General features: G+C 71.4%; 24 protein-coding genes. 15 read left to right on the top strand and 9 right to left on the bottom strand.

The features are described from left to right. The first annotated feature begins 136 nt into the window (after positions 1 to 136). Positions 137 to 790 carry a Kelch repeat-containing protein gene (locus tag ACFPIJ_RS43215; RefSeq protein WP_380124695.1) on the top strand — a complete coding sequence of 218 codons (654 nt, stop codon included), beginning with the start codon at positions 137 to 139 and terminating at the stop codon, positions 788 to 790. A 51-nt stretch (positions 791 to 841) separates the two neighbouring features. On the opposite strand, the gene ACFPIJ_RS43210 is transcribed toward ACFPIJ_RS43215, so the two are convergent. Further along, complete coding sequence (locus tag ACFPIJ_RS43210; RefSeq protein ID WP_380124693.1) at positions 842 to 1,882, bottom strand: hypothetical protein; 1,041 nt, start codon at positions 1,880 to 1,882, stop codon at positions 842 to 844. Between the two features lie 113 nt (positions 1,883 to 1,995). On the opposite strand from ACFPIJ_RS43210, the gene ACFPIJ_RS43205 reads away from it, so the two are divergent. The 3 genes from ACFPIJ_RS43205 (at position 1,996) to ACFPIJ_RS43195 (ending at position 4,643) form a co-directional block, all read left to right on the top strand. Continuing rightward, positions 1,996 to 3,321 carry a condensation domain-containing protein gene (locus tag ACFPIJ_RS43205; protein WP_380124691.1) on the top strand — a complete coding sequence of 442 codons (1,326 nt, stop codon included), beginning with the start codon at positions 1,996 to 1,998 and terminating at the stop codon, positions 3,319 to 3,321. 211 nt (positions 3,322 to 3,532) lie between these two features. Next, positions 3,533 to 3,946 carry a TrmH family RNA methyltransferase gene (locus ACFPIJ_RS43200; protein WP_380124689.1) on the top strand — a complete coding sequence of 138 codons (414 nt, stop codon included), beginning with the start codon at positions 3,533 to 3,535 and terminating at the stop codon, positions 3,944 to 3,946. 142 nt (positions 3,947 to 4,088) lie between these two features. After that, complete coding sequence (locus tag ACFPIJ_RS43195) at positions 4,089 to 4,643, top strand: dihydrofolate reductase family protein (protein ID WP_380124687.1); 555 nt, start codon at positions 4,089 to 4,091, stop codon at positions 4,641 to 4,643. 28 nt (positions 4,644 to 4,671) lie between these two features. Here the strand turns inward: ACFPIJ_RS43195 and ACFPIJ_RS43190 are convergent, their stop codons facing one another. After that, on the bottom strand, positions 4,672 to 5,838 hold the full coding sequence (locus ACFPIJ_RS43190) for a CHAT domain-containing protein (RefSeq protein WP_380124685.1): 1,167 nt from the start codon (positions 5,836 to 5,838) through the stop codon (positions 4,672 to 4,674). A gap of 88 nt (positions 5,839 to 5,926) precedes the next feature. Between ACFPIJ_RS43190 and ACFPIJ_RS43185 the strand changes: the two genes are divergently transcribed. The 3 genes from ACFPIJ_RS43185 (at position 5,927) to ACFPIJ_RS43175 (ending at position 9,479) form a co-directional block, all read left to right on the top strand. Next, positions 5,927 to 7,855 (top strand): tetratricopeptide repeat protein, encoded by a 1,929-nt coding sequence (locus ACFPIJ_RS43185; RefSeq protein WP_380124683.1) that lies wholly within the window; start codon positions 5,927 to 5,929, stop codon positions 7,853 to 7,855. Between the two features lie 315 nt (positions 7,856 to 8,170). Next, positions 8,171 to 8,845 carry a hypothetical protein gene (locus tag ACFPIJ_RS43180; RefSeq protein WP_380124681.1) on the top strand — a complete coding sequence of 225 codons (675 nt, stop codon included), beginning with the start codon at positions 8,171 to 8,173 and terminating at the stop codon, positions 8,843 to 8,845. Positions 8,846 to 8,921: 76 nt separating this feature from the next. Further along, entirely contained in the window at positions 8,922 to 9,479 is a 558-nt protein-coding gene (locus tag ACFPIJ_RS43175; protein ID WP_380124680.1) for an HD domain-containing protein, read from the top strand. An 80-nt stretch (positions 9,480 to 9,559) separates the two neighbouring features. On the opposite strand, the gene fxsT is transcribed toward ACFPIJ_RS43175, so the two are convergent. Next, positions 9,560 to 11,809 carry an FxSxx-COOH system tetratricopeptide repeat protein gene (gene fxsT / locus ACFPIJ_RS43170; RefSeq protein ID WP_380124678.1) on the bottom strand — a complete coding sequence of 750 codons (2,250 nt, stop codon included), beginning with the start codon at positions 11,807 to 11,809 and terminating at the stop codon, positions 9,560 to 9,562. Positions 11,810 to 12,471: 662 nt separating this feature from the next. Between fxsT and ACFPIJ_RS43165 the strand changes: the two genes are divergently transcribed. Continuing rightward, positions 12,472 to 12,858 carry a hypothetical protein gene (locus tag ACFPIJ_RS43165; RefSeq protein WP_380124676.1) on the top strand — a complete coding sequence of 129 codons (387 nt, stop codon included), beginning with the start codon at positions 12,472 to 12,474 and terminating at the stop codon, positions 12,856 to 12,858. Between the two features lie 96 nt (positions 12,859 to 12,954). Here ACFPIJ_RS43165 and ACFPIJ_RS43160 read toward each other — a convergent pair whose 3' ends face one another. Then, the gene (locus ACFPIJ_RS43160) at positions 12,955 to 13,914 is read right to left on the bottom strand and encodes a hypothetical protein (protein WP_380124674.1); all 960 of its coding nucleotides are present in this window, start codon (positions 13,912 to 13,914) and stop codon (positions 12,955 to 12,957) included. A gap of 36 nt (positions 13,915 to 13,950) precedes the next feature. After that, entirely contained in the window at positions 13,951 to 15,216 is a 1,266-nt protein-coding gene (locus tag ACFPIJ_RS43155) for a Gfo/Idh/MocA family protein (RefSeq protein WP_380124672.1), read from the bottom strand. 46 nt (positions 15,217 to 15,262) lie between these two features. Between ACFPIJ_RS43155 and ACFPIJ_RS43150 the strand changes: the two genes are divergently transcribed. Beyond that, a complete protein-coding gene (locus tag ACFPIJ_RS43150) occupies positions 15,263 to 16,447 on the top strand; it encodes an ROK family transcriptional regulator (protein ID WP_380124670.1) in 1,185 nt (394 codons plus the stop codon). A 65-nt stretch (positions 16,448 to 16,512) separates the two neighbouring features. Here the strand turns inward: ACFPIJ_RS43150 and ACFPIJ_RS43145 are convergent, their stop codons facing one another. Both ACFPIJ_RS43145 and ACFPIJ_RS43140 read right to left on the bottom strand, forming a co-directional pair. Then, positions 16,513 to 18,063, bottom strand: coding sequence for a DUF2334 domain-containing protein (locus ACFPIJ_RS43145; protein ID WP_380124668.1), 1,551 nt, complete (start codon positions 18,061 to 18,063; stop codon positions 16,513 to 16,515). Positions 18,064 to 18,118: 55 nt separating this feature from the next. After that, positions 18,119 to 18,793, bottom strand: coding sequence for a hypothetical protein (locus ACFPIJ_RS43140; RefSeq protein ID WP_380124666.1), 675 nt, complete (start codon positions 18,791 to 18,793; stop codon positions 18,119 to 18,121). A 220-nt stretch (positions 18,794 to 19,013) separates the two neighbouring features. Between ACFPIJ_RS43140 and ACFPIJ_RS43135 the strand changes: the two genes are divergently transcribed. After that, entirely contained in the window at positions 19,014 to 19,952 is a 939-nt protein-coding gene (locus ACFPIJ_RS43135; protein WP_380124664.1) for a nidogen-like domain-containing protein, read from the top strand. Between the two features lie 61 nt (positions 19,953 to 20,013). On the opposite strand, the gene ACFPIJ_RS43130 is transcribed toward ACFPIJ_RS43135, so the two are convergent. After that, entirely contained in the window at positions 20,014 to 21,096 is a 1,083-nt protein-coding gene (locus ACFPIJ_RS43130; protein WP_380124662.1) for a PQQ-dependent sugar dehydrogenase, read from the bottom strand. 23 nt (positions 21,097 to 21,119) lie between these two features. Between ACFPIJ_RS43130 and ACFPIJ_RS43125 the strand changes: the two genes are divergently transcribed. Next, positions 21,120 to 21,281, top strand: a complete 162-nt coding sequence (locus tag ACFPIJ_RS43125; protein ID WP_380124661.1) for a hypothetical protein — start codon at positions 21,120 to 21,122, stop codon at positions 21,279 to 21,281. Positions 21,282 to 21,353: 72 nt separating this feature from the next. On the opposite strand, the gene ACFPIJ_RS43120 is transcribed toward ACFPIJ_RS43125, so the two are convergent. Further along, complete coding sequence (locus ACFPIJ_RS43120; protein WP_380124659.1) at positions 21,354 to 21,677, bottom strand: antibiotic biosynthesis monooxygenase family protein; 324 nt, start codon at positions 21,675 to 21,677, stop codon at positions 21,354 to 21,356. Between the two features lie 216 nt (positions 21,678 to 21,893). Between ACFPIJ_RS43120 and ACFPIJ_RS43115 the strand changes: the two genes are divergently transcribed. The 4 genes from ACFPIJ_RS43115 (at position 21,894) to ACFPIJ_RS43100 (ending at position 23,629) form a co-directional block, all read left to right on the top strand. Further along, positions 21,894 to 22,310, top strand: coding sequence for a hypothetical protein (locus ACFPIJ_RS43115; protein WP_380124657.1), 417 nt, complete (start codon positions 21,894 to 21,896; stop codon positions 22,308 to 22,310). Positions 22,311 to 22,366: 56 nt separating this feature from the next. After that, positions 22,367 to 22,600 carry a DUF2283 domain-containing protein gene (locus ACFPIJ_RS43110; protein ID WP_380124655.1) on the top strand — a complete coding sequence of 78 codons (234 nt, stop codon included), beginning with the start codon at positions 22,367 to 22,369 and terminating at the stop codon, positions 22,598 to 22,600. A gap of 94 nt (positions 22,601 to 22,694) precedes the next feature. Beyond that, a complete protein-coding gene (locus ACFPIJ_RS43105) occupies positions 22,695 to 23,168 on the top strand; it encodes a hypothetical protein (protein ID WP_380124653.1) in 474 nt (157 codons plus the stop codon). Next, the gene (locus ACFPIJ_RS43100; protein WP_380124651.1) at positions 23,165 to 23,629 is read left to right on the top strand and encodes a hypothetical protein; all 465 of its coding nucleotides are present in this window, start codon (positions 23,165 to 23,167) and stop codon (positions 23,627 to 23,629) included. The genes ACFPIJ_RS43105 and ACFPIJ_RS43100 overlap by 4 nt, the downstream gene beginning before the upstream one ends. The last annotated feature ends 29 nt before the right edge of the window (positions 23,630 to 23,658 follow it).

The following is a 23,658-nucleotide window of genomic DNA, read 5'->3' as shown; positions in this document are numbered from 1 at the left end:
GGCAGTGCGCGCTCCATCCGCGGTGTGCGTGATCGTGGCGGCCGGCGGGCTCACCACCGGCTGCACCTCGGACCAGTCCCGGCCATCACCGCCTCAGCGGTCGCAGGTCACCACGCAGGCACAGGGTGGGTTGGCGATGGCGACCCCGCGAGCCTCGCACACGGCGACGCCGCTGCCCGGCGGACGGGTGCTGATCATCGGCGGCTGCGTGGTGGATCACTGTGACGGGACCGCCGGGGCCGACAGCGAACTGTTCGACCCGGTGACCGGACGGTTCACACCCGGCCCGCCGCTGTCCGCGCCGCGGGCAGGTCACACCGCGACGGCGTTGGCCGACGGCCGCGTCCTCGTGGTCGGCGGGTTCTCGGGTGAGCGGCTGCCGCCGCTGGCCGGCACGGAGCTGTACGACCCGGCGACCGGCCGGTTCACGCCCGCCGGGACGGTGTCGGTACGCCGCGGCCAGACCGCCGACGAGCCGCAGGCCCGGCTCGCCCGGACCGAACGCTTCGACCCACGTTCCGGGACGTTCCGGCCAGGGCCGCCGATGTCCGAGCCGCGGTACAAGATCTCCGAAGCGGTCCTCAGCTTGGCCGACGGCCGGGTCGTGATCGCGGGTGGATACGGTGTGGACACCTACGCCGACGGTGAGCTGCGCGCACTGGGAACCGTTCCGGGCCCGGAGCGGCAGTTCCCGGCGGTGGCCGCGCTCCCGGACGGCCGTGTCCTCATCGCCGGCGGCTACGACGACCGCACCTTCCTCACGGCAACCGCCGTCGTGCTCCAGCTGTAGCCCTCAGCCGGGCGGCCGTCTCAGGGCGACCGCCCGGCGCCCATGGACGCGTCAGGACAGCAGGGCGAAGGTTGCCGTCGACTCGCAGGCGACGCTGCCCGTGTTGCGGTACCCGGCGTAGACACCCGTCGTGGTTCCCTGCCGCTGGTAGAACGTCGTGAGGACGCTGACCTGGCACGGCCCTGCGGGGGTGACGCTCTGGGCCGCACCGGCGACGATCACCCTCGTGCCGGCCGGCACGCCGGGGACCCCGATGTTGTACGGGCCGCCGGCCGGCACCTCGGGCACCGCCACGGTGGTGTCGACGCCGAGCGCCACGTGCCGCAACGTGGCGCTGCACGTGACGGTGCCGACGTTGGTGGCCCGGTAGGAGAACTCGTACTCGCCGTCCGGCTGGGTCCGGTACTGCGTGCTCACCTCGATCGCGCAGCTACCGGACGCCGGCTGCGACGGCAGCACCCCGACGGCGTAGACGGTGCCCTCGGCGTCCGCGTTGTTCCAGTGCCACGACCGGGACTGACCAGCCGCCAGGGTGCCGGTCGAGGACTCCCGGAACTTGGTCAGCCGCGCCAGCCACACCGTCGCCTGGCACCGCAGCACCGAGTCGCCCTCGATCTCCAGGTGGAACTCCCGCTCCCCGGACGCGTTGCGCTGATACCAGGTGCGCTGCACCTCCAGGTGACACTTCGCCCCGGGGTCGTCGGTGCCGGAAACCTCCAGCCCGGCCGCGTAGGCGTCGGAGTTGGCATTGTTCCACCAGACGTGTTTGACCTGATTCGGCGCGAACACCCCCGCACTGAACGAGAAGAACGTCGTCGCCGCGGCCGCTATGCCTGGCGTCACCACCAGACCGCCCACGGCGACCAGGAGCACTCCCAGCCCACCCGCGACGACCCGCGCCATCCATGCCCGTAAATCACGCATGGCGCCATAGTTCCACCCGCCGTCCACCCCGAACCGCGCCTGCATCGCGTCCCGGTCGAAGTCGGGCGGCACCCACGACGGATACGGATCGCGGTCCGCCGGAAACGGCTGCGCGGCCTGATCGACGCTGCGCAGCAGCGCCAGCCACTCCTCATCGTCCATCGCCATCCCCGGCACCGCAGCGGCGTCACCGTTGCCGCGCCCACCCGTCCCCGTCGAGAGAGCGCTCTATCGACCGATAGAGTGCCGCTGGGTATCGTCCGTCGAACGGAGCCACCTTCATGAACGGCCTGATCGAGCGCATCGCCGTCCCGTTCACCGGTGACGGCAGCGGGGAGGGGCCCCTGAGCTGGGGCCAGCAGTCCATCTGGAAGGAGATGGCAATTTCCGGCAGCTCACTGGCGCTGGGCGCCGTCAGGGACCTCGAACCCGGCGCGACGGTGGACCAGTACGTCGAGGAGTACCGGTTCTACCTGAGCCGGTACCAGTCGATGCGCACCCTGTTGCGCTTCGGACCGGACGGCGGCGTCACGCAGGTCGTGCGGGACTCGGGCACGGCCCACATCGAGGTGTACGACGCGGCCGACCGCGACCCGGCCGCCGTCGCCGCCGAGGTGAGCGCGCAGTACTACTTCGTCCCGTTCGACTACGAGCGGGAATGGCCGATGCGGATGGCGCTCGTCCGGCAGGCCGGGGCGCTGACCCACCTGGTGGTGGCAATCTCGCACCACGTCGCCGACCCGACGGCCGCGATGGCCATGTTCGAGGACCTGACCAGCCGCGACCCCGTGACGGGCGAGCCGCCGCGACCGCCCGGCCTGCAGCCACTGGAGCAGGCACAGCTGCAGCAGACACCGTCGGCGCTGCGCCAGAACGAGGCTGCGCTGCGGTACTGGCAGACGCAACTGCAGGCGCTGCCGTCCCCACGCCTTCCACAACCGGCCGGCGATGCGGCGGCGGAGCACCGCTACTGGGAGCTGGACCTGCTGTCGCCCGCCCTGTACCGAGCCCTTCGCGCCGTCGCCGCCCGGCTCGGTGTGACCACGACACCGGTCCTGTACGCGGCGTACGCGGAGGCGCTGGGGCACGCGGCGGGAACCACCCGGGTGGCCACGATGATCACGGTGAACAGCAGGTTCCGGCCCGGCCTGGCCGACGCCGCCGGCCACATGAGCCACCACGGCCTGTGCACGCTCGACCTCGCCGACGGCGGGTTCGACGACCTCGTGGTCCTGGCCCGGCGCCGGCTGCTCGCCGCGCACAAGCACGCGTACTACTCGCAGGTCGACCTCGACCGGATCATCGCCGAAGTCAGCCGTGAGCGCGGCGTCAGCTTCGACCACCTGTGCCTGTTCAACAACCGCCGTTCCGAGGACGGCCCCATCGAGACGGTGCCGACCGCGGCGGACGTGCGCGCCGCCGGTCCGACCACGCTGGAGTGGCGCGAGCTCCCGGACCTCCACAAGCCCCTGATGGTCCACATCAACGACGCCGACGACGCCCTCAGCGTGCGGGCCCAGCTCAACACCACCGCCATCAGCCGCGACGACCTGACGGCACTGCTGCGTCGGATGGAGGCGACCGTGGTCGATGCGGCGCTCGCCTGACAGCATGTATTCTGATGCGGAACCAGGTCCCCGTTGATGGCCCGCACGCGCCGAAAAGCGTGTCCCACATGAGTCTTGAACACAGGAGCGGCTTCGCTCCCGAGCGGTGAGTCCCGCGATCCGGGTCCGGACGCCTCAAGAGATCCGGTCGACCCGACGACCCCGCCGGCACCGATGCTGGGGACACCTCGTCGCCGCGCCGCTCTGGCCGATGCACGGTGCCAACCTCGGCACGCTGCTGCGCACCTGCGACGCCGTCGGGGCGTGCCTCGCCGTGCCGCCCTTCGGGTGGGTGGACGAGGCGCTCGCCCGCGGCAACACGCTGCGGCAGCCGTCCTGCGTGCACCGGGTCGGCAGCCCGCTGCAATGGCTCGCCGACGAGCGCCGGGCGGGCGCGCACGTCCTCGGCGTCGAGCTGGCCGACGAGGCGGTCCGGCTCGCCGACCTGCCCGTCGCGCGGCGCCGGACCGTCATGGTGCTCGGGCACGAGGCCACCGGCATCCCGCCGGAAGCGCTGGACCTGCTTGACGGCGCCGTGGAGATCCCGATGGTCGGCACCGGCCTGAGCCTCAACGTCGCCGTGGCCGGGTCGCTGGTGCTGTACAAGCTCGCCGGGCTGCTGTGAAGCGCCGCCGACGCGCTGCGGCGGACCTGTCCTGCCCGTAGGCTTGCGGAGATGTTGACGGCCGCGGGCGGTCTGCGCCTGCCGGAGCCGTTGTCAGCACCGCCGCTGCAGCAGCCGATGAGAGGTACCGATGCCGAATCTGATGGTGGATTACATCATGTCCCTCGACGGTTACGGAGCCGCCGAAGGCTGGCCCGGCTACTGGGGCCTGGAAGGGCCGGAGTACCTGGCCTGGCTCGACGGGCAGGAGGAGCACACGGCCCTGATGGGCGCGACGACGTACCGGCTGATGTCCGGTTTCGCCGTGCAGATGCCGGACGAGCCCAGCATGGCGGCGTTGACGGCGCAGCCGAAGGTGGTGTTCTCCGCCACCGTCGAGGCGCCGCTGGCGTGGGCCAACACGACCCTGGTCGACGGCGACGCGGTCGAGGCGGTCCGGGCGATGAAGCAGGACGCCGACCTGCCCATGCGCACCATCGGCAGCCTCAGCCTGAGCCGGTCGCTGCTCAAGGCCGGCCTGGTCGACCGGTACCGGGTCGTCGTCTTCCCCGTGATCACCGGCGCCACCGGACATGACCGCCTGTTCGACGGGTACCCGGACATCACCCTGGACCTGGTGGACCACCGCACGTTCGACGGCCGGCTGCAGCTGCTCGAATACGTGCCCACCGTGCTCGACGCCCCGCCGAGCGGCTGACGATCCCCTGCTGCGACGCGTCGGGGCCTCAGGGCCCGAAGTGGACGTGGGACGCCCAGATCTGAGGGGCGGACGGGTATCGCTCCCGGTACGCATGGACGGTGCGATGCAGGGCCAGGCCGGGCTCGTGCCAGGACTCGGGCGCGGGATGGATGGCAGTGTAGATGCGTTCCGCGAGGCGGACCGCGATGGAGTCGTTGATCGGCCACAGGGTGGCGATCACGTGGGGGTAGCCGGCCAGCTGGAACCCGGAGGCGAGGTGGATGCTCTCGTCGGGCAGGCGCGTCGATCCCTGGCCCGTGGTGCAGGCCGACAGGAAGGCAAGGTACGGGTTGCGCAGCTCCACGTTGAACAGTTCGTGCACCTTCAGCGGGGCGTCATAGAGGGCCAGGTAGCTCTGCCCCGGGTCGTCGTGGTCGACGAAACCGTGGCAGGCGAAGTGCGCCCACCCGGCCTCCGGCAGGCGGCGCATCACCGCCTCATGGGTCGCGTCCGGGCCCAGCAGCGGCGGTGCGTCCCGGTGCACCAGCCGTGCGACGCCGCTCGCCTCGGTCTCGGCCTTGCGAAGCGGCGGCAGGTCGCTGCCGGCCGTCTGGTTGATGCCCACGGCCATCCCGGACGTGGGCCGGCCGATCCGCCCACGGGCGTCCGCAAGCACCCGGACGCTGGGCGTGTACGACGACACTACCCGGTCCAGCACACTGCGCCGGGCCTGCGGCGGATCGTCGTGGTGGCCGGCCGCGTGCAGGGGCAGCACGCTCAACGGCCCGGTGGGTATCCACCACACCCGGGGCCACCCGTCCGGCCTCTGCACGTCCGGCTGGATCGTGTGGCCGAGGGCGTCCAGCACAGGGCCGGCGACCGCGTCCCACAACCAGGCGAGCACCCGCGCGATCCCGGCGGCGTCGACGAGGCCCGATGGCGTGTTCATCGCGTCGAGGAAGTCTCTGGCGTGTTCGGCCGCGTCGCTCATCGTCAGGTCGGGCAGCTCCACGCTGCCCGCGTCGTCGCGGTCCAGCCACAGCGCCCCGCAGCCGTGGCGGGTGACGGTGATCGCCACGACGGTCCCCACGCCGGCGGCTTCGTGCAACGCCTCCATCGCCGGCGGCAGCGCGAAGCCCTCGAAGCCGGCCACCTGCCGGATCTCGTCCAACAGGTGGGGCCACCGGGCCGCCGCATCACCGCGTAGGGACATACCCGGGACCCTACTTCTGCCCGTTCGCGTTGTCGTTCGGCCCGACGACGGATACGTTCCGGTCGCGGGTCCACTTCAATGGGACACGATGGAACGGGACGAACTGGTCGGCCGGTTGACGGCCGTGCTGGATGTGGCCAACAACGACGGCGACAGCGCAGGGCCGATCATGGCGGCCGACGTCGTGACGTTGACCGACCGCCTGGCCGCGGTGGCCGCTCGCACGGACATCGAGGCGTGGCTGACCGTCGCGGCCGTGCGGTGGGTGCGGTTCGAACGCTCGGGCGAGGACCGGGACGCGGCAGACCTCACGGTGGCGCTGGCCGCCTTCGGCCGGGTGCTGCCCCTGGCGGCCGAGCTGGTGCCGAAGCCGATCCGCGAATACCTCGAGCGTCAGGCGGAGGTGGCCGGCGACATCGCCGCGCGCCTCTACCACCAGTCGATGCAGATCCTGCAGGACCCGGATCTGGCGGCCGACGTGGCCGCGGTGAGCCAGGCGGTCGCCTGGCTCGAGCAGGCGGTCGAGGTCCTCCCGCACCACCACCCGTACCGGGCCGGTTTCCTGACCAACCTCGGCAACGCCCTGCGTACCCGGTACGGGCACACCGGCGAGCCGGCCGACCTGGACCGATCGGTCTCCAGCGCCCGGGAGGCGGTGGACGCCACCGCGCGCGACCACCCCGACTACGCCCTCTTCCTGTCGAACCTCGTCGCTGCGCTCCAGGTCCGCTACGAACACACCGGATCGCCGGCCGATCTCGACCGAGCCGTCGTGACCGCTCTGGAGGCGGCGGACGCCGCCCGACCCGAGGCCGCCGGCCTGGCCAGGCGCCTTGCCGATCTCGGTGCCGACCTCCAGGCGCGCTACCGCCGCAACGGCAACGTGGCCGACCTGGATGCCGCCATCGCGCTGGCCGAGCGGACGCTCCGCCATGTCGCATCGGACCGGCCCAACCGGGCGAAGGTCCAGTCGGATCTGAACGCGGCACTGCAGGCCCGCCACCGTCATACCGGGGCGCTGGCGGACCTGGAGGCGGCGATCGCCGTCGGGCTGGATGCCGAGGCCGCAATGCCGCACCCTGAGCCTGGGCTGCTGACCAATCTCGGCAGCGCCTTGTACACCCACTACCTCCGGACCGAGATTGCCGAGGATCTGGACCGGGCCATCGCCCTTCTCCAGCGGGCGATCGACGAGATTCCGCCCGATCACCCCGACCGGGCGACCTGCCTGTCCAACCTCGGCCCCGCGCTCGCGTCCCGGCACCGTCTCACGAAGGCGCCGGCCGACCTGGACGCGGCCGTGACGGTGGGTCGGCAGGCGGTCGACGCCATGCCGCCCGACCACCCCGACTACGCGGCCTCCCTGGCGAATCTGGGCATCGCGATGGCCACCCGCTACACGCGCGGCGGGGCACCGGCCGACCTCGAGGACGCCGTCGCGACCTGCCAGGCGGCAGCCGACGCCGCCGCGGCGGACGACCCGGCCAGGGCCGGATATCTCGCCAACCTCGGCCGGTCCCTTCGCCAGCGCCACGCACGAACCGGGTCGACCGCCGATCTCGACCGGGCCCTGAGCGTCTTTCGCGAGGCCCTGCGACACCCGACCGCACCACCCATGATCCGGGCCCGCGCCGGCCGCGAGGGCGCTGCGGTCGCCGCCGAACGCGGTGACTGGACGAGTGCCGAACTGGTCTTCGACGACATCCTGGCGGTCCTGCCGATGCTCGTCGATCACGGGCTCGACCCGAGGGACCGCCAGCACCACCTCGCCCAGCTGCAGAACCTCGCCGCCGACGCCGTCCGCGCCACGCTCGGTGACACAGGGCAGCGACCCACGCCCGACGTCGTCCGGGCCGCCTGGCGGCGCCACGAGCAGGCCCGCACCGTGCTGCTGGCCCAGGCGCTCGAGATCCGTCACGCGGATGGCATCGACCGGCTCGAGCAGACGCACCCGCACCTGGCCGCCGAGTACCACAAGGTCCGCGGCCTGCTCAGCGGAGAGGCGTCAAGGCCATGAGTGACTGAGCGCCGATCGTGGCTGGCCGGTCAGGCCGAGTGCCACGGTCGTCCTTTCGGCAACTCCGCGAGCGTGTCCAATGTCCCGCCCGACGAGGGCAGGTAGGCGTCCGGCGGGACCGAACATCGCACCGCAGTTACATCTGACGGACCGCAGCGTCCGTTCCTAGGCATGACCCAGCGGCTGCGGAAGACCGGAATGCCGCGCCGGCTCCGGCGAGCCGTCATGCCGACGAACGTGCTGCCTTGATCGGCTGCGCGCACGTCGGTACAGTCCCGCCGAACGGAGGACGGCAGTCAGGAATGCGGGTGCGACATGGCCGTGACATGGACCCCGCCACCCGGGTACCTGATGTGCGAGGCGCTGCAGGAGCGGGCCGGCCGGCTGCCGGTGCGGCAGCAGCTGGTGGCCGCGCTGGGCGCGATCCAGCGCTGCTTCCCGTTCTTCGAACGCAGCACCACGCGATTTCCGGCCCGTGCCGCGTTCCGGGCCGCCGCGGAGGCCTCGCTGCGGTTCGCCTGGGAGCAGCCCGGTCCGCTCGCCGAACGGGCGCCGCAGATCCGTGAACAGTCCCGCCGGCTGGCCGTGGAGCTTCGCGGCTTCGTCCCGACCGGCCCCGAGGACCGGATCCTCGACGGTGACGACTCGTGGATCACCGTGACCTTCGGCAACCTGGCCGAGCATCTCGACCTCATCGGGTACCCCGATCCCGCCGCGTACACCCGGGCCACGGTCGGCGCCGCCGCCAACCTGGTGTCCAGCTGGTACGCCACCGGCGAGATGCTCCACGATCGTGACCCGGCGCTGGAGGGGCAGACGGGCAGCTCGGGCTACCTGCTGGAGCTCGCGACACTGGCCAGGCACCTGGAGTGGCTGGAACGTCGCGAACTGACGCCCGCCCTCGTCGATCTCGTCCGGCAGGATTCCATCCGTACCGGCGACACCCTGCTGGCGATCGTCGACGAGTGGCTGCCCCCCGAGGCCACCTGACATTGTCACTCGCCGTTCACCGCCCGGCCGTCGTCGTGGAGCCTCAGGGTGATCTGGCCGGCGATAGCCTGCCGGCATGGCGGTTTTCTCGGATGTCGACGTCTTCCTGAGCTGGTTCGCGGGACTCGACGGCGTGTTCGACGCCCCGCCGCCGGACGGCGACCCGGTCGACCTGCTGGCGCACGGTCTGCAGTGCGCCGACGTCCTGCGCACCAGACACCCCGACGACCTCGGCCTGCAGCTCGCCGGGCTGGTCCACGACATCGGCCACGCCGCCGGCGGGGACGATCCTGACCACGCCCACACCGGCGCCGCCGCGGTGCGCCCGATCCTCGGCGACCGCGTTGCCGACCTTGTCGGCCTGCACGTGGAGGCGAAGCGCTACCTGGCCGCCACCGAGACGTACGCCCTGTCGCCGGCCAGTTCCCTCAGCCTGAGCCGGCAGGGCGCCGCGATGACCGGACCGGAGGCGGAGCGTTTCGCCGAGCGCCCTGAGGCGGTGGCCGCGATCGCGCTCCGTCGCGCTGACGAGTCGGCGAAAGAGGTGGGCCGGGTGGTGCCCGGCCTCGAGACCTGGGCCCCGCGGCTGCGCGAGTACGCGCATCGCGACCACCTCCGACCGGGCCGCACCTGACGCGCCGCAGCCAGCCTGTGCACCAACCCACCTCGCGGAGCCGGCGTTGCAGCGCCTTGGTCAAGGTCTGCCCGGCCTCCTCATCGACGGGGCCGCCTTCGGTCCCGTCTTGACGGCCGCGTGTCGGGCAGCGAGAAGTGAGCTTCTATGCGGCGTGCCTGCGCTGAGTCGCCGAGCGCATGGAGGTTCGTGGCCAGGTTCCTCGCGGAGTTGAGGGTGTTCGGGTGCTGGTCGCCGAGGATCTGACGCCGGTGTTGCAGGGTCTCGCTGTTGAGCACCAACGCCTCGTCGAACCTGCCCAGCAGGTGCAGGTCGCTGGCGACGTTGTTGGCGGAGATGAGCGTGTTGGGGTGGTTGTCGCCGAGGACCTCGCGGCGGCGGGTCAGGGTGTCCTGGTCGAGGGCGAGTGCGGCCTCGATGTCGCCGGCCTCGCGGATGTCTGCCGCGAGGTGACTGGCCGAGGTCAGCGTGTTGGGGTGGTTGTCGCCGAGCGTGCGGCGCCGCCGTTCCAGCGTGTCCTGGTTGAGTTGGCGGGCCTGCTCGATGTCTTCCAGCGCGTGCAGGTCGAGCGCGAGATTGCTGGCCGATCGCAGCGTCAGTGGGGCGTCCTGGCCGAGCACCCGCACACGACGGGCGAGGATGTCCGCGTCCAGCGTTCGTGCGATGTCGTGCTTGCCCTGGTCCCGGTAGGACCGGGCCAGGCAGGCCGCCGCATAGAGGGTGTCTTCGTGATCCTCGCCGAAACGACCGATCCAGTAGCGGTGCAGCTCCTCGGCGATCTCCTCGGCGCTGGTCGCGTCGCCTCGGGCCAGCAGATACCAGCAAGCGTCGCAGATCATCTGGCGCAGCATGGGGTCGTCGCTCCGGGCCGGTTCGACGGCAAGCAGATGCGGCAGCAGCCGGCCCCAACCGCTCCAGTTCGGCGGGTCGGCGGGGTCGCCGGGCGAGTTCGACGTGAGGACCGCCTCGACATGCCGCCGGACCACGTCACGTTCGCCGTCGGCGAGCTGGTCGCGGACGATCGCCTGGATCAGCCGGTGCATCTGGACGCCGGCGACATCGACCTTTGCCAGGCCGAACGAGGCGACGCGGGCCATGCTGCGACGAAACTCGATGATGTTGCCGGCGGCCAGTGCGAGTGGCCGCAGGACGGATCCGTCGTCCTCGGGCGGGCGGCTGAACCACTCGGCGGGGACCGGCTCGGGAGCGAAGAAGGCACACAGGCGCAACACCGCGAGCGCGGCGGGATCGACGCGGGTCAGCTGGGTCGAGGCCAGGAGCACCGTTGCGGCCAGGGTTCTGGGGTAGGCGCCGGCCGGTCCTTCGCCGAGGAGTTGGGTCGCCCTGGACGCCAGCAGGTCGATGTAGTCTCGGCTGCGCATCCCGGTCTCCGCGAGGAACCCGGCGGCCTGGGCCAACGCCAACGGCAGGTCGCCCAGCGCTTCGGCGAGCCCCGCCGCGTCGTCCGCCTCCAGGCGTGGGTGGTACGACCGCAGTAGCGAAATCGATTCCGCCCTGGTCAATACGCCGATCTCGACGGGTGCCGCAAGATCGTTCCAGCCCTCCAGCCGGGACGTGACGATCACATGGCCGTGCCCGTCGGGGAGCCACTCGCGCAGGTGCGCGGGGTCGTTTGCGTTGTCGAAGACCAGGAGCCAACGGTCGTGCTGGCGCAGGTACGAGCGGAGCGCACGTGCCGCCGTCGGTGCGTCGGTGTCCGCTCCTGCCAGGCCGAGCTCGACGCCGAGTGCGCTGAACTGGTCGCCGATGAGTTCCGGCTGCTCTGCCGAGATCCACCAGACGACGTCGTAGTCGCTTTCGAACCGGTACACGTATTCGATCACGAGCTGCGTCTTGCCGACCCCGCCCATGCCGTGCAGCGCCTGCACGACCGTGGTTCCGCCGGCGGCCAGCCGCTCGTGCAGGCGGGTGATGAGGTCGTCGCGACCCGCGAAGCCCGGATTCCGCGGTGCGACGTTGCGTACCCGTGGCACCGCTCTCGCCAGGGAGCCTTCCGCTACGGCGATGGCCGCAGTGGGTGGAACCGGGTTCGTGGCTCCGGTGGCGGCGGCAGGTGGGGCGACGACGGGGCCGAGATAAATGCTGTGGGATCCCGAACCGCTGAACACCATCGGCGGCTGCTGGTCCTCGGAAGCTTGCCGGGTCGACCGCCACGCCTCGAACCCGACGTAGCCGACGACGAGAACGCCGAGACCTGCGGCCAGCGAGGGCTGCCATTGCGCTGTTGCGATGTTCGTCAGCGCTCCGGTGCCGACGGCCAACAGCGTCGAGATGCCCGCCGGTAATCCGTGACGCCGTAACAGAGTCATGAACCATCGCTCCATCTCCGTACGTTGATACCGACTCAACGTAGGGGATCGCGAGCTTCATCAAAGTCGTCCGTCGATGCCGATTTTCCGGCCGCTTGGACGGGTCTCCCGGGCCGACGCCATGAAGCGATGTGCATGATTCCTGGCCCGCGCGCCGAGACGTCAAGCGCCACGCGGTCGGGTGGCCGGCCGGCTGGGAAGTCATCGTACGAACACCAGCTCCGGCACCCACTTGTTCATTCTCTGCGCTGGTCCGGGACACTACAGTCGCGGCATGACGGAACCGTCGGGTTACGAGCTCGAGGCATGGCGTGACATCCAACGGTTCAAGGGCCGGCTCCTGTCCCGGATGATGCGCAACGCCAGCGGACAGGTCGCCAGCGGCGCAGCGAAGCTCAGCGAGCGGGCCACGAAGTACCTGGAGAACAAGCCACGGGCGCAGTCGGCCGTTTCGCGTGGGCAGGACTTCGTTGTGAAGGGCGCCCAGGTGATCGGTTCAGGGGCGCGTAAGGCCGCCGATGCCATACCCGACGGCGTCACCGACTGGAGCGGCTCCGCGCTCGCGTCGGTGCGGCAGACGGTCGGACGGGTCTCGCGGGTGGGGCTCTCCCCCAACCGCGTGGTGGCCCGCCACCAGAAGCTCGGGCACGAAGACCGCCGCCATGGCCGACATCTCGCGGCTCACCCAGGCACTCGTGCGCGGCAAGGCCTGGCCCGTCCTGGAACAGTCGATCATCACGCAGGTCTACAAGCGGTTCGCGGCGGCATTCGGTGTTCGCGTCACCAAGCAGTCGCTCGGCAAGGTCGTGCCCGCGGCCGGGATCGTCCTCGGCGGCGTCTTCAACTGGGCCACGCTGGAACGGATCGTCGACGCCGCCGACATTGCCTACCGGCGGCGGTTCCTTATCGAGAAGTACCCGCACCTCGCTGACGGGGAAGCACCCGAATCGTTCTCCGATGCCGTCCCCGATGCCGTCCCCGACGACGTCGACGAGGCGATCAGTGTGCTGTCCGAACTCGCGGAGGCGGGCGGACCCGATCTCCACTGAGCCGGCCACACAGTCACCACAGTCACGGCCCGAACATGGTGGCTCCGACTGCATCCAGTTTGTCGATCGACTTGGTAGGGTCCGGCTCCGGCTGGCCTACATGTAGTCGACCCATACGCCGACTTCCGCGCAGCCGTCTGCGCGCACGGCGTAGAAGGCGAGGCCCCACGGGCACGGCTCGTCGGACAGCTGCACGCTGCCGCCCAGGGCGAGCGCGCCGAGCGGTTCCGGCCCGCCGCCCAGGATCACGGGGCCGTTCTCGTGCTGGTGGATCAGCACCCGCGGGCCCGGGAGGCCGGCGTCCCAGCCGCTCTGTTCGCGGTACTCGATGTAGTAGGTGCCGGCCGGGGTCGCCATCACCACCATCCGGGACTCCTCCGCGACCTCTGGCCGGTACAGCGGCGTGAGGGGGAAGTTGTCCGCGGACGGCAGGGAGCCGCCGGCCGTGGTGATGTCGGCGTAGTACACCCGGCTCTCGTCCATCCAGCCGAGCTGCTGGAGGTTGATGCCCGTCGCGGCCGGGCCGGCGTCGCGTCCCCAGGCGTCGCGGAAGGTCCAGACGTTCATGGCGCTCATGATGTCGAAGCGGTCGCCGTACTCGCCGTCGCTCTGCGAGCGGGAGTGGCCCAACCCGAGGACGTGGCCGACCTCATGGGCCATGAAGGTGGGCTCGAACGGCCGGCCGGCACGGTAGGCAAGGACCGCGCGGCGGCCGCCGAGCGAGCCGTGGTCGGCGTCGATGTTGTAGGCGAAGACGACACCGGTGCCCGCGTCGAGGTCGAGGCCGACGCGTTCCGCGGCGTCCGCGCCCCAGCCGCCCAGCAGGTCGCGTTGCGCGCCCCCGCCGGCCGCGGCCGCATCCGCCGCGGTGTGCCCGACGTCGAGCCACTCCGTGACGAGCACGGCCGAGGCGTTGTACGCGCCCAGGGAGATGTCGCGCAGGTAGCGACTGATGTTGCCGGGATCGGCGCCGGCCGGGTCGAAGAGGTCGACCCAGCGGTCCCGCTCCGCCGCGCCCGGCACGACGTCCGATGGATGGCACAGAACGACGAGCACAACAAGGACGGTACCGCGTGCATGCGCCGCAGTTGGTCAAGAGGACACGGTCACGACCGTGCCGGTGGTTCGGGCGTGTTCGGCGGCCCAGACCACGCGGTGGGAGGCGAGGCTGGTCGCCATGTCGGAGCTCAGCAGGGACGGGTCTGCCGCGGCGACCGCGGCCAGGAACGCCTCCACCAGGCCGGCGTCGCCGCCGTCGTGGCCGGCGCCCGCGTGGCCGCCGGAGCCGTGCGTGTCGATGGTCTCCGTGTGGCCGGTTCGGAAGTCGGTCACGTGCAGGTGGCGGCCGTCGCCGTCGATGCTGCCGTGGCTGCCGAACAGGCGGGTCTGGCGGCGCTGCATGGGCGTGAACGCGGTCATGGTGAACGTGGCGGTCACGCCCGTGTCGTACTGCAGCGCCACCACCTGGTGGTCCACCACGTCGTTGTCGCATGAGTAGACGCACCGGCCGTAGGGGCCGTCCTGCAACGCCAGAAGCATTGAGGAACGGGTCCGCGACGGGGTGACCGCGTTCAGCGGCCAGTCCTCGCCGTCGTCCAGGCAGCGGGTGTACAGGCGGACCGCCGAATACGGGCAGGACGGCTCCACCGCACAGGACACGCACCGGTCCGATGCCCCGGCCGGGCGGTGCTCGGGGCGGAAGTGGGCGAGCCCGCCGAAGGACGCCACCGAGCGTGGGGTGGCGCCGATGAGGTAGGCGAGCCAGTCCAGGTCGTGGCAGGACTTCGTCAGCAGCATCGGCCCGGAGTCGGCGGCGCGGCGCCAGTTGCCGCGGACGAACGAGTGGGCCTGGTGCCACCAGCCGACCGGTTCCAGGTGCTGGACGCTGACGAGCGTGCCGATCCGGCCGTCATCGAGCAACGCCTTGAGACGACGCGTGTAGTCGGTGTACCGCAGCACGTGGCACACCGCGCCGATCACTCCGGCCGCGGTGACGGCGTCGGCGATCTGCCGGGCCTCGGGCTCGGTCGGCGCCATCGGCTTCTCCAGCAGCAGGTGATACCCCTGCCGCGCGAGCGCCACGGCCGGTTCGACGTGCAGCCGGTCCTGCGTCGCGATCACCGCCACGTCGGCCAGGCGCCCGGCCGCCGCCAGCGATTCCCAGCCGGTGAACACCGACGCGGGCCGGTGCGAAGCGGCGAACGCGGCCCGGCGGGTGGGGTCGGGCTCGGCCACGGCCACGATCCGGCCGAGTCCGCTCGCCACGGCCAGGCGGGCGTACGCGCTGCCACGGAGGCCGGCGCCGACCACCGCGATCGTGACGGGCTTGCGATTCCCCCCGGACTTTGTAAACTCCATAGCAATATTGGTGGGGATACCGGCAGCACACGTCAAGGGGCGCACAGTGACAGATCAGGTCATCGCGGGCACCGACCTGACCCGGCTGCGGGAGCTGAACTCGCTGACGATCGTCAGCGCCCTGCGCGACCAGCCGCCGGCCACCGTCACCGAGCTCGCCAAACTGACCGGGCTGTCCCGCCCCGCGGTCGACGTCATCGCGCAGGGGCTGGTCACCGGCGGCTGGGCCACGGTCGTCGAGCCGGACGGCAGCAGCGTCGTCGGCCGGCCCGCCCGCAGGTACCGGTTCCGCGCCAGCGCCGGGCACGTCATCGGGGTCGACGTCGGCGCCCACAAGATACTGGCGCTCCTCGCGGACCTCGACGGCACCGTCGTGCACACCGCGCGCAGGTCCGTCGCAGCCGACGCCGACCCGAGCGAGCGGCTCGCCGCCCTCGACGAGGTGCTCGCCGCCTGCCTGGCGGAGTCGGGCAAGGCCGCGCAGGACATCTGGGCCGTCACCGCCGGTGTCACCGGCCCGGTCGACGCCACCGGCAAGACGACCCTGTTCACCCCGCTGCCGGGCTGGCAGACCGTCGACCTCGCGGCGCACCTCAGCAACCGGTTCACCTGCCCGATCATCGTGGAGAACGACTGCAAGCTGGCCGCGCTGGCCGAGCGCTGGCGGGGTGCCGCCCGCGACGCGAACGACATCGTGTTCCTCCTCGCCGGCATGCGCATGGGTGCGGGCCTCATCATCGACGGGGTCCTGCGTCGCGGCTTCGGCGGTGCGGCCGGTGAGATCGGCGCGTTGAAGGCCGTGCGCTGGCTGTCGGCGCCGGCGCACCTGCAGGGCTGCCCGGGCGTGCCGACCACGGTCAGCCCCGATGACGCCGCCGCCTGGGTTTTCAACGCCGCCCGCGACGGCAACCGCGACGCCCGCGCCGCGGTGAACCGCTACGTCAAGGACATCGCCGTCGGCACCGCCGCGCTGGTCCTCGCCCTGGACCCGCAGGTCGTCGTGTTCGGTGGCGGTTTCTCCCGCTCCGCCGACCTCGTCCTGGAGCCGCTGCGGCGGGAGTTGCAGAAGTTGTGCCTGCGGGTGCCGGACGTGCGGGCCTCGACGCTCGGCGCCGACAGTGTCGCGCTCGGCGCGCTGCGGCTCGCGCTCAACGAGGTCGACCGGCGCCTGTTCACCGTCGGGCTCAGCGCTCCCCCGGCGGCGCCGCGCCGCGAGGAGAGCCCCGCCTGAAGGCGCGCCGCGAGGAGAGCCCCACCTGACGGCGCGCCGCGGGGAGAGCCCCACCTGAAGGCCGCTCAGAGCAGCGAGGTCGCCGGGACGAAGGTGTAACCGAGCTGCTGGATGCCCTCCACGAGCTCGGGAAGGTACTGCAGGCCCAGGAACGGGTGGTAGAAGAAGCTCGCCACGTTGTCCCGCACGACCAGCTGCCGCTTCGCCGAGGCGATCAGGTCCGGGGCGAGCCGCACGCCGTGCTGGTTGAACCGCTGGGTGGCGACGTTGCCGAGGGTCTCCGGGATCACGGGCGTGCCGTAGGCGTCGTCGACCAGGTACGGGAAGAACTGGCTGACCGAGCGGCTGCCGGTGGCTGTACCACTCAGAATGCCGGAGAAGTACAGACCCTGTTCGTAGCGGGCCCGGATGCCGGGGGCCGTCGCGATCGCGCGGTAGTCCACGGCGCTGGCGGTGTAGTGCGGGAACTCCCAGATGTCCGAGGGGGTCAGCCCGGCCGCGGTCCATTCCTGGCGGGCGGCGGCAAGGCGGCCCAGCGCCCACTCGGCCGAGTCGTCCGGGACCGGGCCGTCCAGGGCGACGGTGCCGTCCGGGTCGACGTGGGCGCGGTAGAACTCGTAGTCCTCGGCGCTGACGCCGTACGGGTTCTTCGCCCCGAGGAGACCGTGGGTGTAGCCGTGCATGAGCAGGGTGCCGCCGTGCCCGACCATGTACCGCAGCGCGTCCACGACCGCCGGCGTGCCGCTCAGCGTCCTGTGCACGGGGACCCCGCCGGAGTACACGCCGGCCGCGTCGTCGTACACGGCGAACACCGCCACCGAGAACGGCACGCCGCGGGCGGACAGGAAGTCGGCGATGGTGCGCAGCTGGGCCGGGTCGGAGTGCGGGCCGACGTCCTCGATCCGCACGAGCGCCCGGTGCCGTTGCGGCGCGCCCGGTTCGAGCAGGTCGAACAGGAGGTCGGCGAGCATGAGGTACCGGTCGTCGAACGTCACGTACGTCAGTGGCACCTCGGTGACATACGTGAGCGCGCCGGCCCGCACCGCGTAAGGCGCGACGCCGCCGTCGGGCAGCACCGCGTCGGCGAGCGTGACCGCGCCCTGGGCGGTCCCGACGCGGACCATCGCACCGGCGGCTGCGTTGCGGGTCAGTTCGGTGCCGTGATAGCGGATCGTGGTGACCGCTGACTCATCGATCGCCGCCTTCTGCAGCCCGGCGACGCCGCGCTTCTCGATGAGCTGCCAGATGTTGGCGCCCATCCACAGCACCGCGGCGCCGGCGGCGACGTCGGCCAGGAACGCGTCGGGCAGCGGCTCGTCGTACGTCGAGCCGATGTAGATGGTCAGCCGGTGCCGGGCGGCGCTGCCGGGCGTGTACCGCGTGACCGGCTGCGCCTCCCACTTGTCGAAGTGGGAGGCGAGGTTGCCGGCCTGAACCGCGTACAGCTCCCCGAGCGAGCCGAACTCGCCGGTGGTGTCGTAGAGGACGAGCACCCCGGTCGGCGGCGGCAGACTGGGTTTCGGCTTCGGTGCGGACGGTTGCGAGCAGGCGGCGACCAGCACCAGCGCGAGGATCGCGGCGCAGAGCCGCCGGACTACCACCTCTCGCCTACCCACTGTCTCCACGGTAGTTGGCGGGCAGTCCGGCCGGCCCCGATTCGCCCAACCCGGATCAGGCGAGCAGCCACCACGCGACCGGCACCCCGCCGGCAGGTGCGGCGATGTTGAGGTGCAGGCGCAGCTGGCCGGTCGCGGGGTCCGGGACCGCCGCCTTCACGAACGCGGCGGTGTTGCGCTGGGCGAGGGCGAACGCCCGGGTCGAGGCGTACAGGTGCAGGCCGGACACGGTGACGCTGTTGGCGCCGGCCGGGACCGTCGTCGTGCCGCTGCGGCTGAACTGCGCCTGGCCGCGCACGGACAGGGCGGTCTTGCCGTACTCGTCGGGTGCGGAGGCGACGACGGCGACGCCGCCGGCTCCGCCGGCGATGCCGATGACGCCGTAGCCGATGTCGCTGCGGCCGATGAGACCGTTGCCGTTCGAGGAGAAGCCGATGACGCCCGCGTCGAAGCCGTCGGCGTCGACGGCGACGGTCGCGGTGTTGCGCACGTCGAGCGTGGCGTCGCCGGAGGTCGAGCGCAGGATGGTGGTGTCGGCGCCGGCGTTGTTGTCGGCGCCCTGCACGACCGGGTCGCCGGGCGCGGCGGCGGCCGGGCCGGTGGCGGTGACGGCGGCGGCGACCGCGGCCACGCCACCGGCCCCCGCTCCGGTGAGGATGCCGCGGCGGCTGAGCCGGTTCGTTGGGTTCTGCTGGACCATGACGTGCTCCCCCTTGATGTCGTGGATCAACGCGACCCAGTGTCGGCCCGTGGAAAGCGGAGTTCGAGCGCCTATCCGTCATTGATGGAGGTAAATCATGGTTGCTTGTGTTTTCAACGAATAGCATGCTTCGGCGCGGCGAGATCATTCTTATCCGAACGACTCCGCCCAGCTCAGCCGACTGCTGTGATGTTCGTCCAGGCGGGCCGTTACCGGTCAAGTGCGCGGCGGCGGTGCCGATGGTGGGCCCATGACCTTCCGCGGCCGACGTGCGTTTCGTTTCCTGGCGTTGCTCATCCTGGCGACCCAGGCCGCATTCCTCGGCCTCGGCGTCCGACCCGCCGCCGCGGCCGGGCCGGACGCGGTGGTCGCCGACGCCGGATGCACCACGAACTCCCTCGGCCGCAGCGACGACGGCTCGTCCGGCCAGGTGCCGCTCGGGTTCCCGGTCAACTTCTTCGGCACCACGTACAGCGGCATGTACGTCAACAACAACGGCGACGTCACGTTCGGCAGCGCCTACTCCGGCTTCTCCGGGCTCAACCTCGCCGCGTTCGGCAACCCGATCGTCGCGGTCGCGTTCTTCGACGTCGACACCCGCGCACCCGCCACGACCCCGGTGTCGCACGGCCCGATCACCTTCGCCGGCCGGCCCGCGTACTGCGTCAACTGGGTCAACGTCGGCTACTTCAACAACGGCGCCGACCGGCTCAACAGCTCCCAGCTGATCCTCGTCGACCGGTCGGAGACCGGGGCCGGCAACTTCGACCTGGTGATGAACTACGACCGGCTGACGTACGAACCGGCCGGCGGGCTGACCGTCGGCTACTCCAGCGGCACGGCCACCTACGTGCACCCGGGCTCCGGGGTCCCGGGCGCGCTCGGCGACGCGAACACCACCACGGGCCTCATCCGCAACAGCGGCGGCAGCGGGCACCTCGGCCGGTACGTGTACCAGGTCCGCGGCGGGCAACCCACGCCGCCCGGCGGGCCTCCCGCATCGTCAACGGCTTCGTCCTGCTCTCCCTGCCCGGCCTCGCCTTCTCCCTCATCGAACTGTTCGGCCGCGAAGGCGACGAACGCCAGCAGTCCTGGCCCCGCGAGCTCGCCGGCGGCGCGGTCGTCGCCGTCGGCATCGCCGCCGCCCTCGGCGTGTTCTCGTGACACCTACGCGTCTCCCCGCTCCTGACTCCTGACCGGGTCGTGGGGCGGGGTCAGCGGGCGGTCCAGCGGGCGGTTCAGCGGGCGGTTCAGCGGGCCGGGAAGCGCAGGATGCGGTCGTCGCCGTCGTGGACGTCGCCACGGCCGTCGGTGTTGGAGGTGGTGACCCACAGGGCGCCGTCCGGGGCGACCTGCACGGTGCGCAGCCGGCCGTAGCGGCCCTGCAGCACGGCCGACGGCGGCCCGGTCGTGGCGCCGACCAGCGGCACCGTCCACAGGCGTTCGCCGCGCAGCGCGGCCACGTACGCGGTGGTGCCGCTGATCGCGATGCCGGACGGGGACGCTTCGCTGGTCGGCCAGGTCAGCAGCGGGTTGGTGTACCGGCCGCCGGCGGTGTCACCGACGCCTTCGACCTCGGGCCAGCCGTAGTTGCGGCCGGCCTCGATCAGGTTGATCTCGTCGACGTCGTTCTGGCCGAACTCGGTGGCGAACAGCCGGCCCTCGGTGTCCCAGGCGAGGCCCTGGACGTTGCGGTGGCCGAGGCTGTGCACGGTGACTGTGCCGTTCGGCGCCACCCGCAGGATCTTGCCGTTGCGGCTGGCCGGGTCCTGCGAACGGGAGGTGACGCCGGCGTCGCCGGTGCCGATGTACAGCAGACCGTCGGGTCCGAAGGCGATCCGGCCGCCGTTGTGGTTACCGGCCTTCGCGATGCCGTCGACGATCACCTCCGGACGGCCGTCGAGCCGGAAACGCACCACGCGGTTGTCCTGCTCGGCGGTGAAGTAGGCGTACACAAGCCCGTCGCCGGCGTACTGCGGCGACACGGCCAGGCCGAGCAGCCCACCCTCACCGCCCGCGTCGACACCCGGCACCCGGTACACCTCCTGCGGCGTGGAACCGGGGCGCAGCCGCAGGATCCGGCCGGTGTCGCGCTCGGCGACGAGCGCGTCGCCGTCGGGCAGGAACGCCAGGCCCCACGGCACGTCGATGCCCCGCGCCACCTCCTGCGGGGCGGCGAGGTCGGGACGGCCGGACGGGACGCTGCCGGCGACCTGCCCGGAGGCGATGCCGGACTCCGCGGCGGAGCGGCTGTCGTTGTCACAACCGGCGACCGCGCCGGCGACCAGCAACGCCACCAGAACCCGGCTTGGACACGTGAACAGGGTTGCCATCACCCCAGCGTAGGCTCCACCGCATGGCGCGGGACCGCACGGCTGAGCAACTGCGACGGCTCGGCGAGCGGCGGATGAACACCGCCATCATTTCGGTGGCGATCATCTACGGCCTGGTCGCTGTCTCCGCAGTGGCGGCCACGGTCGTCCTGGCCGTCTACGTCATCCGGACGGTCTTCTTCTGACCAGCGCCTTCCATGCAATCCTGGGCAACGGCTGACGACGTCAGCTGCTCTTCGCAGGTTTCGGCGCCGCAATCACTCCTGCTGGATCGCCGGCCCGGTGACGGCGACTTCGTCATGCGTCACGTGCTCGTCCCAGCGGGTCAACGCGCGACGGGCGGCCTGCGCCACCACGGCCTGCTCGGGCTTCTCGCCCGCGAACGCGCGCACGTCATCCATGCTCGCGAAGAACGTGATGGAGGTGAACAGCACCTCGTCACCGTCATGGCGCCGCAGCAGCCGCGCACCGCGGAATCCCGGCACCTGCTGCAGGTGCTCGACGACCTCGGTTTCGTAATGCTGCTGGTACTCATCGGCGGAGGAAGCCGAAGCCCAGCCTCGCCAAGTCCGTGCGATCACGCTGCACCAGCCTTCCACGGTAGCTGTCGATCCTATGCGCGCATTGTGCTCCGTTAAACCTCGGGTAGCGGCCGTTTACCTGCCTGCAGGACGCCGACCGTACCCGCTGGCGCCCGCGATCCAGACCTCGTGCGGCCTGGGTGCCGACCGCCTGTGGTGGGTGCTCAGCCCGTACGGCGTGCCCGAGTGATGCCCCACTGAGGGCATGATGGAGTCATGCGTGGGCGTGACCGCGATCTGCACCGGGAGTGGGACGACCTGCTGGCGGGCGCACGGCTCGACGACGCGAGGTCCGTGCCGGGAACGTGGCCGCCACCGCTACGGACCGCACTCGTGCTGGCCGCCCGCGACAGCACGCTCGGCGCGTTCCATCCGTTCACGAGCATGAGCGGTCTGTGGTTCTGCGCGACACCGTTGCCCGGTGCCGCTGAGGACATCCTGCCGGTCGGCATCGGCATCGCCATGGACCCCGACGAGTACGTCGTCTGGTGGGATCATCCGTTCCAACCCGGGCCCGGGCACCGCTCGGTGATCCAGTTGCTGACCGTTGACGCGGGTGAAGCGGTCGATCTGGCCGCCCTGCTGTCCCGAGCCTGGAACGCCGGGCCAGGGACGGCTGCCTCCGCCGCATGACGAAGCAGCGGGCGATCGCGCTGCGAGTTGGATCAACGGGTATGGGAGCCTGTGCCATGGCTCAGTTGAAGGTCACGTACGACAGGTCCGTGAATGCCGCCTACATCTACCTCAAGCCGGGCGCCGAGGGCGCCAGAGTGGCCCGCATGTACCCGTGCAACCCGATCGAGGTCGACGGAATGATCAATCTGGACTTCGACGAGCTCGGCCGCCTCGCCGGCATCGAGGTGCTGGCGGCGAGCACGAAGCTCGCGCCGGAACTGCTCGCAATGGCGGAGGACATCACCTGATCGTCCGCGCCCGGCCCGGATCATGCGTGGAGCGCCTGTGAAGATTCTGTAGCGGGTGTAGCAGCGCACAACGACGGGCGTCTACGTTGACCGCGTGCAACGGGGATTGCGGACGGCGGCGTGGGTCACGGTGGTGGTGCTCGGTGCCGCATGCTTCTGGGATCCCTCGCCGGGCTCGCGCTACTCGGAGCAGCAATACGTCGACCTCACCGACGATGACGTCGTCGGTGTCTGGGTCGGCCACGTCAGCGGCGCCACGTACACGTTCGCCGGAGACGGCACGTTCGAGGCTGCCGGCGTACCGACCGCGACCTTCGACGACGACGCGCCGTTTCGCATCGGTGGTCCGATCGGGCCGTACCGTTGCCGGGGCTCCTGGCACATCGCAACGGACCGCCATCTGCTCGTGCTCGACGTGATCTCGATCCGCGACGAACGCGACGCGCAGCCGTACGCACAGCCGCGCGGCATCACGTTCAGCGCGACGCAGTGGGTCAGCGACCCGCCGGACGATCCGGTGAAGCCGCTCACGCTGGGGCTCGGCGCGGACTGGATGACCGAGCAGTGAAGCGGCGCTTCGTGTTGGCCGTGCCGGCACTGCTGCTGGCCGCGGCCTGCGGGCTCGGCGACGCCCTGGCCGACTACCCGACGGAGCCGGTCGAGGTGGGCACCGCCGACCTGGTGGGCGTGTGGGCCGGCTACCAGAGCTCGGCGCGGTACGACCTGCGCGCCGACGGCACGTTCGCCGCGACCGGCGTACCGGCCGGCCAGCTGGGCACCATCTACGAGCGCACCGGCCGGGTGGGACCGTTCCACGGCCACGGCCACTGGACGCTCGGCACCAGGTCGCACTCCTCGCCGCAGACCGCACGGGAGGCCGTGCTCGACTTCGACGAACTGCTCGACGCCGACAACGCACCGGTCGAGCAGCACGGCGACGTCCAGCTCAATGCCTCGACGCCGACCGACGCCCCCGACCACGTCCTGATCCTGACGACCACCGGCGACTGGTTTCAGCGCCTGCCCTGAAGCTCACGATCGCCGGGCGGCTCGACTGC

This window comes from Dactylosporangium cerinum (genome assembly GCF_042653625.1).
Lineage (GTDB): Bacteria > Actinomycetota > Actinomycetes > Mycobacteriales > Micromonosporaceae > Dactylosporangium > Dactylosporangium cerinum.
Note: the sequence above shows the minus strand (reverse complement) of the source record. Positions and strands in the feature narration are given on the sequence as shown.

Excerpts from the sequence above, each read along its gene's own strand:
- ACFPIJ_RS43215 (WP_380124695.1), top strand. The coding sequence starts at position 137 with ATGGCGACCCCGCGAGCCTCGCACACGGCGACGCCGCTGCCCGGCGGA.
- ACFPIJ_RS43210 (WP_380124693.1), bottom strand. The coding sequence starts at position 1,882 with ATGGCGATGGACGATGAGGAGTGGCTGGCGCTGCTGCGCAGCGTCGAT.
- ACFPIJ_RS43205 (WP_380124691.1), top strand. The coding sequence starts at position 1,996 with ATGAACGGCCTGATCGAGCGCATCGCCGTCCCGTTCACCGGTGACGGC.
- ACFPIJ_RS43200 (WP_380124689.1), top strand. The coding sequence starts at position 3,533 with ATGCACGGTGCCAACCTCGGCACGCTGCTGCGCACCTGCGACGCCGTC.
- ACFPIJ_RS43195 (WP_380124687.1), top strand. The coding sequence starts at position 4,089 with ATGGTGGATTACATCATGTCCCTCGACGGTTACGGAGCCGCCGAAGGC.
- ACFPIJ_RS43190 (WP_380124685.1), bottom strand. The coding sequence starts at position 5,838 with ATGTCCCTACGCGGTGATGCGGCGGCCCGGTGGCCCCACCTGTTGGAC.
- ACFPIJ_RS43185 (WP_380124683.1), top strand. The coding sequence starts at position 5,927 with ATGGAACGGGACGAACTGGTCGGCCGGTTGACGGCCGTGCTGGATGTG.
- ACFPIJ_RS43180 (WP_380124681.1), top strand. The coding sequence starts at position 8,171 with ATGGCCGTGACATGGACCCCGCCACCCGGGTACCTGATGTGCGAGGCG.
- ACFPIJ_RS43175 (WP_380124680.1), top strand. The coding sequence starts at position 8,922 with ATGGCGGTTTTCTCGGATGTCGACGTCTTCCTGAGCTGGTTCGCGGGA.
- fxsT (WP_380124678.1), bottom strand. The coding sequence starts at position 11,809 with ATGACTCTGTTACGGCGTCACGGATTACCGGCGGGCATCTCGACGCTG.
- ACFPIJ_RS43165 (WP_380124676.1), top strand. The coding sequence starts at position 12,472 with ATGGCCGACATCTCGCGGCTCACCCAGGCACTCGTGCGCGGCAAGGCC.
- ACFPIJ_RS43155 (WP_380124672.1), bottom strand. The coding sequence starts at position 15,216 with ATGGAGTTTACAAAGTCCGGGGGGAATCGCAAGCCCGTCACGATCGCG.
- ACFPIJ_RS43135 (WP_380124664.1), top strand. The coding sequence starts at position 19,014 with ATGACCTTCCGCGGCCGACGTGCGTTTCGTTTCCTGGCGTTGCTCATC.
- ACFPIJ_RS43130 (WP_380124662.1), bottom strand. The coding sequence starts at position 21,096 with ATGGCAACCCTGTTCACGTGTCCAAGCCGGGTTCTGGTGGCGTTGCTG.
- ACFPIJ_RS43125 (WP_380124661.1), top strand. The coding sequence starts at position 21,120 with ATGGCGCGGGACCGCACGGCTGAGCAACTGCGACGGCTCGGCGAGCGG.
- ACFPIJ_RS43115 (WP_380124657.1), top strand. The coding sequence starts at position 21,894 with ATGCGTGGGCGTGACCGCGATCTGCACCGGGAGTGGGACGACCTGCTG.
- ACFPIJ_RS43110 (WP_380124655.1), top strand. The coding sequence starts at position 22,367 with ATGGCTCAGTTGAAGGTCACGTACGACAGGTCCGTGAATGCCGCCTAC.